The organism is Ruegeria sp. YTSC002 (assembly GCF_059609845.1).
This window is the reverse complement of sequence record NZ_JBXWML010000002.1, coordinates 219,252-235,725: the sequence shown is the minus strand read 5'-3', so window position 1 is coordinate 235,725 and position 16,474 is coordinate 219,252. Positions and strand designations below refer to the sequence as shown.

Genomic DNA, 16,474 nt, shown 5'->3' with positions numbered 1-16,474 from the left:
CCGAGATGACTTCCGAACAGGCCGTTCGTGACGCCGTACAGATGCACTCAAGACGCGTCTGGCGGTTTGCTCTGGCGTTGTCGGGGGCATCGGATGTGGCGGACGATCTGGTGCAGGCCACATGCCTGCGTGCGCTCGAGCGGCATCATCAAGTGACGTCGCATGATCGTCTGGACAGTTGGCTGATGACGATCTGCCGGTCAATCTGGTTGAACGAGGTGCGGTCTCGTTCCGTCCGGCGGGCACAGGCGCTGTTGGTGACCCCGGAAGCGGAACTGGTCGCAATCGGGCCGGATTCAGAAACGAATATTTTTGCGGCTGAAGTGTTTACTCAAGTGATGCAGCTGCCAGAAGCGCAGCGGGAAACGGTCATGCTTGTATTCGTCGAAGGGTACAGCTACCGCGAAGCCGCTGCATTGCTGGACGTTCCTATCGGCACAATCATGAGCCGGCTATCGAATGCCCGGCAGAAACTGAAAACCGTGATGCAGTTTGATGCGGCGGACGCCGCGCGACGGAGTGGCAAATGACGTTTTCCGACGAGACGCTGTTGGCGTATCTGGAAGGCACGCTGGATGAGGTTCAGAGCCGCGCCATCGAGGCCGCGGTTGAGGATGATGCCGAGCTTGAACGCCGCCTGATGGCGCTGGATCCGTTCGCGCCTGTCGTTCAAGACGTTTTTGAGAAACTGCCCACCGAGGCGCCGAAGGTCGATTTGCCGGAACCCGTGGCGCATCGCGCCAATGGCGGATTTCTGCGCCTTCTGGCCGTGGCCGCGGGCGTCGGGGTCGCAGCCGTCGCCCTGACGTTCTGGGCGACGCGCCCGGCAGAACTGGGCTGGGCGCAGCAGGCAGCGATCTATCAGTCGCTTTATGTGCCCGAGACGATAGTCTCGCTGGACAGTTCCGAGGCATCGCTGGACAAACAATTCGCGATGGCCGAGGCAGCACTTGGCAGGTCTCTGAACCGTGAAACGCTGGACTCCTTGCCAGGGCTGGAGTTGAAGCGAGCACAGGTTCTGTCGTTCAAAGGAAAGCCCTTGGTTCAGGTCGTTTTCGCCGATGAGCAGGGTCAACCCTTTGCCTTCTGTGTTATCCGTCAGGGGCCGAACGCCCCGAAGGCAGAGGTCAAGCGGGCCGTTCTGAGTGGTTTGGCAACAGCGACCTGGGCGCAGGATGGTTACGGTTACATGCTGCTGGGCAGCTCTCCGCAGACCGATTTGAGCAGCAAACTGGATGTTCTGACCCGAACCTTTGCGGGCTGACGGAATACCTCTTGTGAACCAACGGGAATGTCCGAAGAATGCGGGGTATGACGTCGAAGAAACCCTTGCCCCTTCCTGAAGACGAGGCCGAAGATCTTGGCCCCGCCAGCATCTATGACGGCGATCCGTCCGAAGAGGACGACCTGTGGTTCTTGCCGCCGGATGAAGTCGAGGAAGACGAGGGTTTTTTCCTGCCCGGGCCGCGACGCGAGCAGCGCCTGCTGTTCGATCCGCGCGATTGGCGGGCTGCGCAGTCCGACCTTTCTGCGGAACTTGCGGATCTGGCCCTGACTTTTGGTGCGCTGGACGAACGGTTGCGAGCGGGCCCCGAGGGCTGGACGCACCGCTTGGCATTGATGGAGACGTCCGATCTGGGGTGGTGGACCGGAGACCGGATCAGCGTGGATCGATTGGCTTTGTGGACCGGCTTGCGCATCGGCGCGACTCATGATGACGTGCAGGCCCTGTTTCGGGCCGGATGGGCCGTGCGACGCCTGAGTTCGGGCGCGCCGCCTGCCGCCGGCGGTTGGGAACGGGGTCTGACCGCGTTTCTTGACCGGTTGGCTCAGGGGGCCGACGCGACCCCGGAATCCATCATTGATCTGGCCGAGGTCATGCAAAATGCCGAAGGGTTGCATCCTGTCACGCAGTCGGCAATTGCGTTTCATGCGTGGCGGGCGGTGTCACAAGGTATCGGACAGGACACGGAAGCCGCCGTCATCGCCGCGCGTCATGCAGCGTCCATGGGGCGTGGCGGTGCGCTGTTCATGCCTTTGGCCTTGTCCGGGCCGCGCGCTCTGCGCGGCTCGGGAGATCCTTCGGAGAAACTGAGCGCATGGATCGGCGGCGCAGGGCAGGCTGCCCTTGCGGCGTTGCTGCATCTGGATCGGATCAGCGCGTGGGAGGCGAAAGCCAAAGACGTCACGCAGGATCTGAGCGGCCGCACTCCACCGCGGCTGATCAATGCATTGACGGCCTGGCCCATGGTATCCGCGCCTTTGGCCGAAGACCTGACCAAGGCTTCCCGCGCGGCGGTACAGCGCAATTTCGACCTGTTCGCGCAGCGGGGCCTGGTTCGCGAGGTCACCGGGCAAGGGCGTTACCGCGTCTGGACGGCGGCGCTGTAATCCATCAGCCAATCGCGAAACGTACGCGCGGCCGGGCGCAGCGCCGTTCGGGATGGGTAGACCAGATGATAGGCTTCCTGCCCCGGACATGAGATGTCTGGCAGGCAGGGAACCAAACCCGACAGCTTCATAATCCGATCTGACGCGGGCGCGCGCGCCAAGGCAATGCCGCATCCGCTGGCGCAGAGCTCGGCCGCCATCACCGAATTGTCGGCAAAAAAGTACCGTGCCCGGCCCGCTGGCAGCCGCTGGTGTTCGAACCAATGCGGCCAGCTTGCCCGATGGGTCGAAACTTCGATCAAGGTGAAGTCGAACAAGTCCTTTGCCGTCTCGATCCGGGCAGCAACCTCGGGTGGGGCGATGGGATAGAGATGTTCGCGCATCAACTCGTCACTTTCCGAGCCAAACAGCGCAGGGTTACCAAACACGATCTGAAGGTCAGTGAACCGATTGGCAAAATCCGACACGACATTGCCGGTCGAAAGCGAAAGGTTGATCTGAGGATGCGCCGCCTGAAATCCGGGAACACCCCCGGCCAGAATGCCATGTGCAAAAAGCAGCACCGACTGAACGTAAAGCCTTTGCTCGCGGGTTTCACCAAACAGACCCGCGGTTGCCGTTTCCAGCATGAGCAAGGATTGCTGTACCGACGGCAGATAGGCGCGCCCGGTCTCGGTCAAAGTGACCGCATGCGCGTGGCGGTGGAACAACGGCGTGCCCAGCCGTGTCTCCAACGCTTTGACCTGCTGGCTGACGGCGGCAGGCGTCATGTTCAACTGGGTCGCGGCACGGGCAAAGCTTTCGGTTCGGGCCGCAGCCTCGAAAACGCGCAGCCAGTTGAGGGAAGGGACGCGGGTGTTCACTCCGACAGGCTAAGCAGAACTTAGCCTCACCAGCAAGACATTTGGGTCTGAGCTTTTGATCCCCGGCCTTAGGCTTGTGGTCAGTGAACAGATGAAATGAGACCACTATGTCAGACCCCGCCCTGCCGCCACGAGCCAAGCGCAAGATCTGGAACTACACGCCCCAGCTGCCGATTCAGACCGCGCCCTACTGGGATTGGCCGATGAAACCTCTGGCAGCGTTGAAATACCTGTTGCAAAGCTGGAACCCACTTGCATTGCGGGCGCTGCTGCTGGTCTTTGCGGTCATCACCTGGGCCTGTCTGACGCCTTCACTGAGCAGGATCGAGACCTTCGGCTGGGATTGGGTTGCGGAAATCTGGTTCCGCAATTTCTGTATCCTGATGGTGGTTGCAGGCGGCTTGCACCTGGCCCTTTGGAGGTTCCGTACGCAGCAGGACGAATACCGGTATGACATGCGCCCGATGATGAAGGGCGCCAAGGTGTTCACTTTCAAAAATCAGGTCTGGGACAACATGTTCTGGACCTTGGGCCCGGCGTTGACGTTCTGGACGTTCTGGGAATGTCTGATCTTGTATTCCTATGCCAATGGCTGGATCACGATGATCACGTTAGACGGCAACCCGATCTGGTTCATCGCCATGACCGTCTTTGTGCCGATCTGGGCCGGGTTCCATTTCTACTGGCTGCACAGGTTGCTGCACGTGGGTGTGCTTTATACAAAAGTCCACGCTTGGCATCACCGCAACATCAACACCGGCCCTTGGTCGGGGCTTGCGATGCATCCGGTCGAGAGCTTTTTCCTGATGTTCGATACGATGATCTTTTTTCTGCTGCCGTCGCATCCGATCCACGCCGTTTTCCTGCTGTTCCATCACGGCATCGGCGCTCCGACCTCTCATGCCGGGTTCGAGCACGTGAAGGTCGGCAACAAGGCCAAGTTTCAGGTCGGGGATTTCTTTCATCAGCTGCATCATCGGTTTTTCGACTGCAACTACGGCACTTGGGAAACCCCTTGGGATGAATGGTTCAACACGTTCCACGACGGCACCGATGAAGGCAATGACATGGTCAAGGAACGCCGCCGCAAGATCTGGGCCACCGAATAGCCCGTGAAGGCAGATCACTGCCGGACCCAAGCGGGTCCGGTGGGCGCGTCTGATCCAACAGGTGGTGTGCGTTCAGCGTCCAACACCGACATAGGTTTCAAAGCCGGATTTCAGCGCCTGTGACTTTGAATAGATATTGCGCAGATCCACCATTCGGGCAGAGTTCATGGAACCGGCCAGCTCGGTCAGGTTCAATGCGCGGAACTCGTTCCACTCTGTCAGCAACACCACAACGTCAGCCCCTTGAACCGCTGCATAGGGGTCGTCGCACCATTCGACTCCGGGCAACAGTGCATCGCCTTCCGCTTTGCCCTGCGGATCGACGACGCGCACTTTGGCTCCTCCGCCGATCAAGGCGGGAATGATGGACAGTGATGGCGCGTCGCGCATGTCGTCGGTGTTGGGTTTGAAGGTGACACCCAGAACCGCCACCGTCTTGCCATTGAGGCGGTCGTCGCAGGCGTCGCGGATTTTCTCGATCATCCGTTTCTTGACCTCGTCATTCACCCGAATGACGGTTTCCGTGATCTGCATCGGATAGGCATGATCCTGCCCGATCCGCGCCAGCGCGGCGGTATCCTTGGGAAAACAAGAGCCACCATAGCCCGGCCCCGCGTGCAGGAACTTGTTGCCAATTCGTCCGTCCAGACCGATGCCGCGTGAAACTTCCTTGACATCCGCGCCGACCTTTTCACACAGGCCTGCGATTTCATTGATGAAGGTGATCTTGGTCGCCAGAAACGCGTTGGCGGCGTATTTGATCATCTCGGCGCTTTCCAGATCGGTGGTCAGGATCGGGAAGTCACGCAGATAAAGCGGTCGGTAAATCTCGGCCATCACTTCGGCGGCGCGATCGTTTTCCACACCCACCACGACGCGATCGGGGCGCATGAAGTCATCGATCGCAGCGCCTTCGCGCAGAAATTCAGGGTTCGAGGCGACGTCGAATTCGGCTGTGGGGTTGGCTGCCGCAACGACCTCCTGAACTTTTCTGTTTGTTCCCACCGGCACGGTCGATTTGGTGACGATGACCGTGTATCCGGTTATGGCCTGGGCGATTTCCTCTGCCGCCGCCATCACATAGGTCAAATCCGCGTGGCCGTCCCCTCGCCGGGTCGGGGTTCCGACCGCGATGAAAACCGCATCGGCACCATCAACTGCCGTCTTCAGATCGGTTGAAAAACTCAGGCGACCGGCAGCAACGTTTTTTGCCATCAGCACATCCAGGCCCGGTTCATAGATCGGCACGTCCCCGGCCTTGAGCATGTCGATCTTTTGCTCAGCCTTGTCGACGCAAATCACGTCATGACCGAAGTCCGAAAAGCACACACCGGACACCAAGCCGACATAACCGGTGCCGATCATTGCAATACGCATCCAAAAATCCTTCTTACCAATTACCACGGACGGCGTGGGCACAATCAAAGAAACTGACGCCGGTTTCAATGGCTGCCAGCATTTGCGTGATGCATCCCATAGATTCTTGCGGATTTTGAGGCAATAAGAACGCAGACGGTGTTAAGCCCTTCGAAATCGTGATCATGTCCGCTTTGTTCAGTGGAACCGAGGACCACGAAGAACCGGTTGGTGTCGAAATTCGATTGAACAGAGGGTGCCGTTGATGGCTGGAACAGCCCCTGCCGCTGCTTTCGTTTTTTAGTACTGAGGAGGCGCGGGATGATCGCGTGTTCTCGCCACCGACATGCTGGCGTAAGGGATAAAAGGGGCTGCGTGACATGGCCCGGCAAATCACCGGTCGATCAGCCGTCCATTTCAGCGGCGGCTTGCAACAGCCAGTTCTGAAACAGCCGGACCGGTGGCGAAACGGGTTTTTCCTTGAGACGCATGAAATAGGTCCAGGGGCAGTTCAGATCAAACCGGAACGGCTCGATCAGCAGCCCCCGCTCGACATATGACCGGGCCAGCGACCGGGGCAGGGCGACGCATCCCAGTGACTTGGCTGCCATTTCCATTGCCAGATTCGAGACATTCGTCCGCAACCCGCCCTTCTGGCTCAGGTCGGACAACCCGAAATGCCGCGCCGCGTGCTCCCAATAGGAGGGGCGGCCCAGGATATGGATCAGCGGTGCATTCTGCAATTGCTTGGGGTCGGTCAGCGGCGCGCCTTCGACCAGAAAACCGGGCGCACAGACCAAGGCCAGCTTTTCGACCCACAAACGTTGAGCGTCTGGCGAAACATCGTCGACATGGTTGATCGTCAGCGAGATATCCGAAACATTTGGTTCGACATCAGCCCAGACAGTGCCATGAACCGTCAGATCTATGTCGGGATGCACCGCGTTGAAACCACGGATCACATCCGGCAACCAGTTCTCGGCCAGACTGACCGGGCAGGATACCACCACCTTGCGGGTATGCGACCGCACGATGACCGATTGGGTGGCGGCGTTGATTTCCTGTAGGGCATGGCGCACTGACGGCAGATAGGCTTCTCCTACATCTGTCAGCGACAGGGACCGGGGATGGCGCACGAACAGGGGGCGCTGCAAAAACTCTTCCAACGAGCGGACATGGTTGCTGACGGCAGATTGGGTGCAGTTCAACTCTTCGGCCGCAGCGGTGAAGCTCAGGTGCCGTGCCGCCGCTTCGAACGAACGCAGAAAGGTCAGGTGTGGAAGATTCATCATGACGGAGGTTTCTCAGGCAGGGCACATCGTAAAGAACTAAAAAGCCCAGGGCTTGCTGTCTTGCCCATGAGCGACTCACAAGAATGGTTCTGACTCGAAATGTGATCTGGTCATAGTCACAAATAATCCGGGGCCATTGCCCCATGATTGTTTTCGTGCCGCTTTGCGCAAACTCACATAGGCTTTTTCCTGTAACCGGAACCCGAAAGATAAACCTCGACTGGACACCGTGACAGATACCTTTCAGACCGTTGCAGATTTTGCGTTGAAGCGTGCCGCGCAGGATTTTCCCGACACCGCGCGCAAGGCAGCGGCGTTGATGCTGGTGGATACGCTGGGGATCACCATAGGATCGGGGCCGATGCAGGCCGGACGGATTGCGCGCGAGAGTGCGGCAGCGCTGTTTGGCGCGGGTGACCCGGGGCTGAGCGCGCGAATGCTTTTCGACGGTCGTCGCGTCAGCGTCGCGGGCGCGGCCTATGCAGCAGCCACGCAGACCGACAATCTGGACGGCCATGATGGATACAATCCAACCAAAGGCCACATCGGGGTTGTCGTTGTTCCTGCACTGGCGGCACTGGCTGAAACCGTTCAAGACTTCTCGGGCCCCGAAGCGCTGGCGGCGGTGATCGTTGGATACGAGGTCGCGGGACGCGCGGGCATTTCTTTGCATGACACTGTCAGCGATTATCACACATCCGGAGCTTGGAACGCGCTTGGCGTGGTGGCCGTGGCGGCGCGCTTGCGCGGTTTGACGGCTGAACAGATGCGGCAGGCCATGGGGATTGCCGAATATCACGGCCCGCGCAGCCAGATGATGCGCGAGATCGCCAATCCCACCATGCTGCATGATGGTTCGGGCTGGGGCGCGTTGGTTGGCATTTCTTCAGCGGTTTTGGCCGAGAAAGGCTTTACCGGGGCACCGGCCATCACCATCGAAGCGGCAGACGTTGCCCCGCATTGGCAAGATCTGGGCCATTTCTGGCAGATGGAACATCAATATGTGAAACCCTATCCGATTTGCCGCTGGGCTCATGCGGCAATTGATGCCACCCGGGCGCTGATGCGTGAAAACGACCTGACGCACCAGGAAATTGCGGCGATCCAGGTAAACACGTTTCGGGAAAGCGCCTGCCTCTTTCAAGGCATGCCGGACGATACGTCCAAGGCGCAGTATTCGCTGCCATTTGCCGTCGCAACAATGGTTGCGCATGGCCGGATCGGGGTCGAGAACATCACCGGTGCGGGCCTGGCCGACCCGCTGGTCGCCTCGATCGTCGAGCGTATCTCGGTTGCAGAGGCCGCACGCCATTCCGACCGGTTCCCCAAAAGCCGGTTTGCCGATGTCAGCATCACCCTGACCGATGGGCGGATACTTGAGTCGGGCGACGTACACGCACGCGGCGGACCCGAGGCACCAATGGATGAGTCAGAAGTGATCGACAAATTCATGGAATTTGCGACGCCATCACTGGGTGCATCCCGTGCTGGCGCCATTCGTGATGCGGTTCTGGGGCTGGGCGCGCCAGGCTCGAAATTCTCAGACCTTGGCGCGTTGATCTACGCCCCCGCCGACCAGCCGTAAAACCTGCTGAAGATGCCGTTGAAACGCATTCCGACCAGCGCGTCGACACCCTTGATCCTGTTGGCGGCGATGACGCCGGTCTTGCTGCCCGCTGCACAGGTTGAATTGGAGCTGCGAACAAGTCTGGGTGATCCAAGACCCGTTCGAGGTGACCTTTCTTTTTTACATTGTCGCCTTGCGCCCTGATCCGGTCAGAGCAGGTCGAACAATCGCCCCGGCAGCGCGTCATGACGCGGCAGGTTCAGCGCCCGCATAAGGCAGAACATCATCGCTTGATTCGAGGTGACCACCGGCTTGCCCAACGTTGCTTCTATCCGGTCGATCGCCTCGACCGCGCGCATGTCGGTACAGCTGAGAACTATGGCCTGCGCCTGCGGGTGATCGGCCTGACAGGCCAGATCATAGACTTCATCCGGGGTCAGCTCGCCCTGACCGTAATTGCCCAGTTTGCGGCCCACATCGGCGCATCGAACGGTCTCGATTCCGTTCTGGGCCATGAAATCCATCGCCTGTACGTTTATTTCGCCCAGATAGGGCGAGGAAAAGCCGACCTTTGTGGCCTCCAGCGTTTTGATTGCGGCGATCAATGATCCGGCCGCGGTCAGCGACAGCGCACCGGATTCCGATTTGATCTGTTGCGCCAGCTCAGCGTCGAAAGACGGCCCATGGGTCAGGGTGGCCGAGGTGCAGCCGTACAGCACCACATCGGGCCGCACCCCCGAGATCATCCGCAGATCGTGGGAGATATCCGAAGCGCCCAAACCTGCCATTTGATCCGAGCCGGGAATTTCATCCACGTCATAACCGCCGATGCGCTGGAAATGGATGGTGGTGTTTGGCGGTCGCAGCATCTCCATATCCGGTTCCAGATTGGTGTTGGTGAAGGGCACCAGAACACCGATCTTTGCGGCTGTGCGGGTCTCGGTCATGTCAGCGTTCCTTTCAAGACGTCGCGGGCCTTGTCCATCACCTCGGGCGCACAGATCGTGGCGCGCAAACAGTCCGACAAACCATAGCCGCCCATGCCGCGCATCATCAGGCCCTCCGCCCGCAGGGCCGTGTCGGCGCGCTGTGCCTGCGCGGTCGAAGCAAAGCGGATCAGCACGAAATTGGTGTGGCTTTCCGGCACGCTCAGGCCCAGTTCGCGGCATTCCTGCGCAAACCGGTCCCGAATTTCGGCTGTCTGTGCGACCACGTTGCACATATGGGCCTGATCGCGCATCGCCGCCGCCGCCGCTGCCTGCGAGGCAATCGAGATATTGTTGGGATTCAAAAGCTTGCGGACCTCGCCCGAGATTTCGCTTGGGAAACAGCCCCAGCCGGCCCGCGCCCCAGCCAGCCCGTAGGCTTTGGAAAATGTACGCGTGATCACCGTGTCGCCCCGATCCACCATCGCAAAGATTTGCGCGGGATCGTTCGTGGCATCGGCAAATTCCGCATAGGCCTGGTCCACTACCAGCAGTGTCTCGCCGGGCAGATCTGATCGGAGGCGGACAATTTCGTCGTTCGGGATCAGCGTGCCGGTGGGGTTGCCCGGATTGCAGACGAACACGATGCGGGTGGCAGGTGTGACAGCGGCCAGAAGCGCGTCGACCGATACGGTCAAATCGACCTCGGGCGCCATCACATATTCGGCCTGCGCCTGTGCTGTAGCCGAGGCAACAAAGGCATAGCCATATTGTGTGCCCAGCACCTGATCGCCCGGCCCGGCAAAGGCGCGGATCAAACAGCCAATCAGTTCCATAGAGCCTGCGCCACATAATATGCGCGCCGGGTCAAGCTTGTGCACCTCGGTAATGGCCGAGCGCATTTCGGACCATTCCGGATCGGGATAAAGGGCCAGATCCGCCAGTGCCGCCTGCCCAACCGCAACGGCGGCGGGGCTTGCGGGAAAGGCGCTTTCGTTCTGCGCCAGTGAAATCGTGCCTGCGCCGCTCGGATCAGCCAGCGCATAAGCGCCCATGGCGTGAACGTAAGGAACCGGTCGGATCATGCGTCACCTCTGTAAATCCTGGCGCCTTGCGCACTTACCAACCCGCGTTTGATGTCCAGCGCCAGCGCATCCGGGTCGCGTTCGGTGGGGTCGCCAAAGCCGCCACCACCCGGCGTATCGAAGATCAGGTAATCACCTGGTTCAACCCGCAATTCGCCCTTGCCCGGAATATCGCTTGCACCGTCCCTGAACCGGATGCGACCGGGCGCGCCGGGTTTGCCGCCCATACGACCAAGCGCAGGGTATTTCAGCCGTTCGACCGACAGGAAGACGATAAAGGGTGCACCGTTGGACGAGGTCATCTCGATCCTTTGCCCCAGACCGCCGCGATACTTGCCCGCGCCGCCGGAATCGGGGCGCAGTTCGCGGCGCCAGATCGTCACTGGTGCGACGCTTTCGGTGATTTCGACCTGACTGCCGAACACGCCGGACGGGTAGGCCGTGGCCGACAGGCCGTCGGCATGAGGCCGCGCACCGGTTCCGCCATTGTGCACGGGTTCCACAGCGAATTCGCGACCGCCTTCTCGTGCGACTTCAGGGGCATGGCGCATGGGCAGGTCGAACATGCAGCTTGCGCCTTCGGCCGGGACCGCATTGGGCAGGGCCTGATGCAGGCAGCCCAGAACCAGATCGGGCGTGACCTGACCCAGCGTGTGCCGCATCGCAACTGGCACCGGGCGCTGCGCATTCAGGATGCAGCCTTTGGGCCCGTCAACGGTAAATGGCTCCAGTGATCCGGCATTGTTGGGAATGTCCGCGCCGACAATGCAGCGCAAAGCAAACACCGTGTAGGCGGTGGCATAGTTCAGCGGCACGTTGATGCCCTTGCGTGAACAGCCCGAGGTGCCCGAGAAATCCACATGCATGCCATCCTTCCTGACGGTCAGGGTGGCGTGCAATTCCAGCTCATTCTCATAACCGTCCATCTTCAGAACATTCTTGTAGACACCTTCGGGCACGTCGGCGATGGCCTCCAGTGTACCGCGGCGCGACGTGTCGATGATGTAGGCGCCGAGCGTGTCCAGATCGTCGAGGCCAAATTCCTCCATCATCGACAGCAGCCTTGCAACCCCGGCTTCGCAGCAGGCGATCAGTGCATAGATGTCGCCATCATTGGCGATGGGTTCGCGGCTGTTGGCGCGGATGATGTCCAGCAGCAAAGCGTTGGGAGTGCCCTCTTCAACCATCTTGCAGGGTGGGATCAGCAGGCCCTCGTCATAAATGTCGGATCCTTCGGGACCCATGCCCAACCCACCCAGATCAACGAGATGCGAGGTGCAGGAGGTGAAGCCCACCACCTTGCCATCCTTGAACGCGGGCATCATCAGCAGAAAATCGTTCAGGTGCCCCGAGGCCAGCCATGGGTCATTCGTCATGTAGATGTCGCCCGGCTTCATGGTCTGAACCGGGAAAGCCCGGCGCAGGTGCTGCACCGCCTCGGCCATGGTGTTGATGTGCCCCGGCGTGCCGGTCACGGCCTGCGCCAGCATCCGGCCATCGGCATCAAAAATCCCGGCAGAGATGTCACCACATTCGCGGACAATCGGGCTGAAGGCGGCGCGGATCAGGGTTTGGCCCTGTTCTTCGACCACGGCCAGCAGACGATTCCACATCACCTGCATTCGGGCGGGCGAAAGATCGGACGACATCATGCGCCTCCTTTCTGGTCCTGAACGAGGACGAGGTTTCCAAGGGCATCCACATGTGCCGAGAAGTCGGCGGACACGAGCGTGGTTGTCTGCGGCTCGGTGATCAATGCGGGGCCGTGAAGGTGGTCGCCGGGCTTCAGATCCGACCGGGCAACGAAGGCCGCTGGCTTTGATACTCCGTCCACGTCACACGTGATCGGACGGGTTTCCGGCACCGAGATTGTCTTCAACCGGGGCGTTTCAGGAACCGCGGGCACGACGCTGTCACAGGTCGCGACACGTACTGCCCAGTTGAGAATCTCGATCTGCATTCCCGGCACCGGGCGCGAGAATTGCTTGCGGTATTCCTGTTCGAATGCAGCGGTCAGCGGCACGATATCTTCGGCGGTCAGGGGGCGGTCAGGAAGGGAGATCTCGATCTCGTGTCCCTGTCCGTGGTAGCGCATGAAGGCAGTGCGCAGCGTCTGGGTCGGGACATCGCCGGCCCCTTGCAAGACGACCTCTCTTGCCTCGGAAATCATGGCTTCGAACAGCGTGTTGATCCCGTTCAGCTCCATGCTGCCCAGCAACGAATAGCGCGAGCGGACGATCTCGAAAGACACCGGAGCGAACAGGAAACCGACAGCCGATCCGACGCCGGGATCGGGCGGGATCACGATGCGGCTGACCCCGGCGGACCGCGCCACCCGGCTGGCGTGCAATGGCCCGTTGCCCCCAAACGCAATCATTGTTCGTGGGCCTAGGTCCTTGCCGGATTCCACCGCATGCATCCGACCCGCGCTGGCCATGCTTTCGTCGACGATGCGGCTGACGCCATCGGCGGCGCCTACGGCACCCAGATCCAGCTTTGACCCGATCAACCGGCTCAGCGCCTGTTTCGAGCCTTCGGGATCAAGCTGAATATGCCCCTCGGCAAACGTGTCCGGTACGATATAGCCCAGCGTGATATCACTGTCGGTCACCGTAGGCCGGGTTCCGCCGCGCATGAAGGCGACGGGGCCGGGCTCGGATCCCGCTGATTTTGGCCCCACGGTCAGCCGTCCCAACCGGTCAACCCCGGCAATCGAACCGCCTCCGGCGCCGATCTCGATCATTTCGATGACCGGTATACGCACCGGCATGCCGGATCCTTTGATAAACCGGGCGGCGCGGGCAATCTCGAACTGGCGTGAGGTCTGCGGACGGGCGTTGTCGATCAGGCACAGTTTGGCGGTGGTGCCGCCGACGTCAAAGGACAGTACCTGGTCCAGACCGGCGCGGGCGGCGACGCGGGCGGCCAGAATGGCACCGCCGGCAGGGCCGGATTCCACCAGCCGGATCGGAAACCGCGCGGCGGTTCGCATGGTGCACATTCCACCACCCGCGGTCATCATCAGGATCGGACAGGTGACGCCCCGGGCCTCGAATTGTTCGACAAACCGGGCCAGATACGTTGCCATCAGAGGCTGGATATAGGCGTTGGCGACTGTCGTGCACAGCCGGTCGAATTCGCGCGCTTCGGGGCTGACGTGCGACGAAATCGAGACGGTCAGATCGGGGCGCCTGTCCGCCAGCGTATCGCGCAGCCTGCGCTCGTGCTTGGGGTTTGCATATGCGTGCATCAGGCAGATGGCGACGGCTTCCGCTCCGCTGGCGTCGATGTCCTTCAGCAGCGCGTCGACGGCTGCGTCTTCCAGCGGAATCAATACCTTGCCATCAACCGAAACGCGTTCACGGACCGTCAGCGCGCGCTCACGCGGCACCAGCAGATCAGGCTTTTCCAGATTGATGTCGTATTGCGAGTAGCGCCGCTCGTAGGCGATTTCCAGAATGTCCCTGAACCCTTCGGTGGTCACGGTTGCCACGACCGCACCGCGTTTTTCGATCAGCGCGTTGGTGGCCAGCGTGGTGCCGTGAATGAAACCGGTGACTTCGCTCAGATGGTGACCTGTCTGCTGCATTACGCGCGCTGCGCCTTGCATGGCGCCGTCGGCGGGGTTGTGATGCGTGGTCAGGGTTTTGGTCGAGGCAAGAATCGTCTCTTCCCCAGAGACAAGAACCGTATCCGTGAACGTGCCGCCAATATCGATGGCCAGGCGCAGCGCTTGAGTTGTCATGAGGTTGTCCGAATATCCGTAGTCACAGCGTAAAGCACATGGGCCAGGGGCCCTGAGATCAGGCTGGGATCACAAGGTCACAGCCGGTGGCACGGCGGTCCATAGGATTTGGAAAACAACTCTTCATAAGCAGGTATTCTTGTTCACACCAGCATGCCGCAACAAGCCGGAAAGCGACAAAAATGCCTGCAAACGACAAAATACGTCACGCCTGATTGGTTGACGGCCGATTGCGGGGCTTGCGGGTGAGGGTCTTGACCGCTCGCACATCACCTGTGGTCGTCTATTTAGTGTAACCCCAGCCGATGCTGCGACCGTATTCGTGATGGAGGATGCCCAGGCGGCGCAGCCGCGGGGTTCGCAAGGGTGATCCGCTGCAAGACCCTTGCGAACCACATGCCGTCACCGGGAGATAGGCGAGAGAAAGATCAGCAAGCGGTCGCAGAGCAAACTTTGCCTCCTGAACGACCACGACTGAACGGGAAGGGAAGGTTTTCGGGGCAGCCATGCGACTGCCCCGCTGTCGATCAGGCCTGTTGGGCGGGTGAATCGTCATCGATGAGATCGGGTTCGTCCGGTACGATGATACGATGTTCGAGATCCTCTTTCGGGGCGAACATCGGGTAGACATAGAGGAACGCGCCGATGATCAGATAGCCGATGGTTATCCCGTCGAACTGAGGCATCTGTAGCGTGTAGGAATGGATGATGCCGATCGAAGACATCAGCCCACCTGCGACAGCAAACGCGCCGGCCATCCGGAAACGTCCGTCAATAACATCGGCCACGATGGCGCCCCAGACCAGTCCGGTGATGATCGCCCCCTGGCTCAGGGCAAGGTGTCCCTCGTAATGGGCCCCCTCCATGAGAAGGGCCGAGGTCAGATTGGGATCTCCCAAGGATGGCAGCCCTTCGACACCGCTGCTGCGCAGCGCGTTCATCAACGATCCCCATTTGACCATTAGAAAGGCCGAGATATGGGGCAGGATCGCAAAGGATACCGCAGCCATGTGCATCGGTTTAACGGCCCAGGCGGTGTTAGTGATCAGGCTGACTGAGACAAAGACCAGTACCGGTGCGGCTGCGGCGATCGGGATCAGCCCCGCGAGGAAGGACAGGAACCCCAGAAAGGCGGCGGCGGCAATTACAACGGCCACACCGACAATATACCCCGCATGGGCATCCAGCCGTTTATAGGCCGGATGGCCGATGTAAACGGTTGTCGGGAATGGCGAACCAAACAGAGCGCCCAGCATCGTGCCCGCGCCGTCCGTCACCTGGCAGAGCCCGACAGGGTAATGGTCGCCTGCCGCTTCGGCGGATTCCACGTTGTTCATCGTTTCGATGAAGTTGTAGATTTGCACGGGGATCAGCACCAGGAACAGCTCAGGGTTGGCGAACAGGTATTGCACACCGGCGATCAGATCACCGAAATACGGGATCGGTGGGTAGAACCTGATGCCGCTGACATCAATTTTGGACTCGCCAAGTAGAAGGGCGATCACGGTACCGGCAGCAATCGCGACAAGGCCGGCCGGAACATTGCCCGGCAGGCGGAAACGGCCGATCAACCCCCAGAGGATGAACAGCAGCGACGTAAAGCCGATGATGGGGTTCTCGAACACTTCGGCCAGCGGCACAGAGCCGATGAAGACCAGGGCAATGCCGCACAGCGTCCCCAGCATCCCCGCGCGTGGCGTGATCCGCTTGAGATACGGCCCAACCACGGCGCCCAGAGCCGCGACGATGCCGCCCATGAACCCGGCGCCGATACCCACTTGCCAGGCAAGCATTGGATCATTTGTCGCCCAGTAGATGGGTCCGATCACCCCGAACAGGTAGACGAACATAACCGGCGTCGAGATGCCGTAGGGCAACGCGGTTACGTCTTTGCCCTGCGCGTTTGCCGCCCATTTGGCGAGGTAAGTGTAGACAGCGACACCGGCCAAAATCGCGATGGCGGCACCGGGAACGATGCGGCCAAAGACGATGTCCGCAGGCATTTGAAACACGAATTGGCAGACCCCGGACAGGATCAGCAGGTTGACAAGGTTGTCGGTAAACAGCGCCCAGAAAGCGCTGAAATCGCTGCGGGTAAACAGCTTGTATTCATAGGTCCTCCCGTCCATGACGGTCTCCT

The 16,474-nt window shown here is 60.4% G+C and carries 13 protein-coding genes; 5 read left to right on the top strand and 8 right to left on the bottom strand.

Annotated elements, in window-relative coordinates; genetic code table 11:
* Positions 1-5 precede the first annotated feature (5 nt).
* Genes AC2FFD_RS06290 through AC2FFD_RS06280 form a run of 3 tightly spaced genes read left to right on the top strand, consistent with a single transcriptional unit; the run spans position 6 to position 2,391 of the window.
* On the top strand, positions 6-530 hold the full coding sequence (locus AC2FFD_RS06290; protein ID WP_496872520.1) for an RNA polymerase sigma factor: 525 nt from the start codon (positions 6-8) through the stop codon (positions 528-530).
* A complete protein-coding gene (locus AC2FFD_RS06285; RefSeq protein ID WP_496872519.1) occupies positions 527-1,264 on the top strand; it encodes a hypothetical protein in 738 nt (245 codons plus the stop codon). Before AC2FFD_RS06290 ends, AC2FFD_RS06285 begins: the two co-directional genes overlap by 4 nt.
* Before the next feature lie 38 nt (positions 1,265-1,302).
* A complete protein-coding gene (locus tag AC2FFD_RS06280; protein WP_371809397.1) occupies positions 1,303-2,391 on the top strand; it encodes a helix-turn-helix domain-containing protein in 1,089 nt (362 codons plus the stop codon).
* On the opposite strand, the gene AC2FFD_RS06275 is transcribed toward AC2FFD_RS06280, so the two are convergent.
* Positions 2,364-3,254: a LysR substrate-binding domain-containing protein gene (locus AC2FFD_RS06275; protein ID WP_170345200.1), complete on the bottom strand. Its 891-nt coding sequence runs from the start codon at positions 3,252-3,254 to the stop codon at positions 2,364-2,366. The two genes, AC2FFD_RS06280 and AC2FFD_RS06275, sit on opposite strands and share 28 nt — an antisense overlap.
* 107 nt (positions 3,255-3,361) lie before the next feature.
* Here AC2FFD_RS06275 and AC2FFD_RS06270 point away from each other — a divergent pair, with 107 nt between their 5' ends.
* The gene (locus AC2FFD_RS06270) at positions 3,362-4,363 is read left to right on the top strand and encodes a sterol desaturase family protein (protein ID WP_496872517.1); all 1,002 of its coding nucleotides are present in this window, start codon (positions 3,362-3,364) and stop codon (positions 4,361-4,363) included.
* 72 nt (positions 4,364-4,435) lie between these two features.
* Here the strand turns inward: AC2FFD_RS06270 and AC2FFD_RS06265 are convergent, their stop codons facing one another.
* Together AC2FFD_RS06265 and AC2FFD_RS06260 are read right to left on the bottom strand one after the other, a co-directional pair.
* A complete protein-coding gene (locus AC2FFD_RS06265) occupies positions 4,436-5,740 on the bottom strand; it encodes a UDP-glucose dehydrogenase family protein (RefSeq protein ID WP_170345202.1) in 1,305 nt (434 codons plus the stop codon).
* 383 nt (positions 5,741-6,123) lie between these two features.
* Positions 6,124-7,011 carry a LysR substrate-binding domain-containing protein gene (locus AC2FFD_RS06260; RefSeq protein ID WP_171331511.1) on the bottom strand — a complete coding sequence of 296 codons (888 nt, stop codon included), beginning with the start codon at positions 7,009-7,011 and terminating at the stop codon, positions 6,124-6,126.
* 229 nt (positions 7,012-7,240) lie between these two features.
* On the opposite strand from AC2FFD_RS06260, the gene AC2FFD_RS06255 reads away from it, so the two are divergent.
* Positions 7,241-8,596, top strand: coding sequence for an MmgE/PrpD family protein (locus tag AC2FFD_RS06255; protein ID WP_496872516.1), 1,356 nt, complete (start codon positions 7,241-7,243; stop codon positions 8,594-8,596).
* A gap of 191 nt (positions 8,597-8,787) precedes the next feature.
* On the opposite strand, the gene AC2FFD_RS06250 is transcribed toward AC2FFD_RS06255, so the two are convergent.
* The 5 genes from AC2FFD_RS06250 to AC2FFD_RS06230 all read right to left on the bottom strand — a co-directional run bounded on the left by AC2FFD_RS06250 (position 8,788) and on the right by AC2FFD_RS06230 (position 16,463).
* Positions 8,788-9,525: a maleate cis-trans isomerase family protein gene (locus AC2FFD_RS06250; protein ID WP_480685023.1), complete on the bottom strand. Its 738-nt coding sequence runs from the start codon at positions 9,523-9,525 to the stop codon at positions 8,788-8,790.
* Positions 9,522-10,589: a pyridoxal phosphate-dependent aminotransferase gene (locus tag AC2FFD_RS06245; protein ID WP_496872513.1), complete on the bottom strand. Its 1,068-nt coding sequence runs from the start codon at positions 10,587-10,589 to the stop codon at positions 9,522-9,524. The genes AC2FFD_RS06250 and AC2FFD_RS06245 overlap by 4 nt, the downstream gene beginning before the upstream one ends.
* Positions 10,586-12,238 carry a hydantoinase B/oxoprolinase family protein gene (locus AC2FFD_RS06240; protein WP_496872511.1) on the bottom strand — a complete coding sequence of 551 codons (1,653 nt, stop codon included), beginning with the start codon at positions 12,236-12,238 and terminating at the stop codon, positions 10,586-10,588. Before AC2FFD_RS06240 ends, AC2FFD_RS06245 begins: the two co-directional genes overlap by 4 nt.
* The gene (locus AC2FFD_RS06235; RefSeq protein ID WP_496872509.1) at positions 12,238-14,334 is read right to left on the bottom strand and encodes a hydantoinase/oxoprolinase family protein; all 2,097 of its coding nucleotides are present in this window, start codon (positions 14,332-14,334) and stop codon (positions 12,238-12,240) included. Before AC2FFD_RS06235 ends, AC2FFD_RS06240 begins: the two co-directional genes overlap by 1 nt.
* Before the next feature lie 527 nt (positions 14,335-14,861).
* Positions 14,862-16,463 carry a xanthine/uracil/vitamin C permease gene (locus AC2FFD_RS06230; protein WP_496872508.1) on the bottom strand — a complete coding sequence of 534 codons (1,602 nt, stop codon included), beginning with the start codon at positions 16,461-16,463 and terminating at the stop codon, positions 14,862-14,864.
* Positions 16,464-16,474 lie beyond the last annotated feature (11 nt).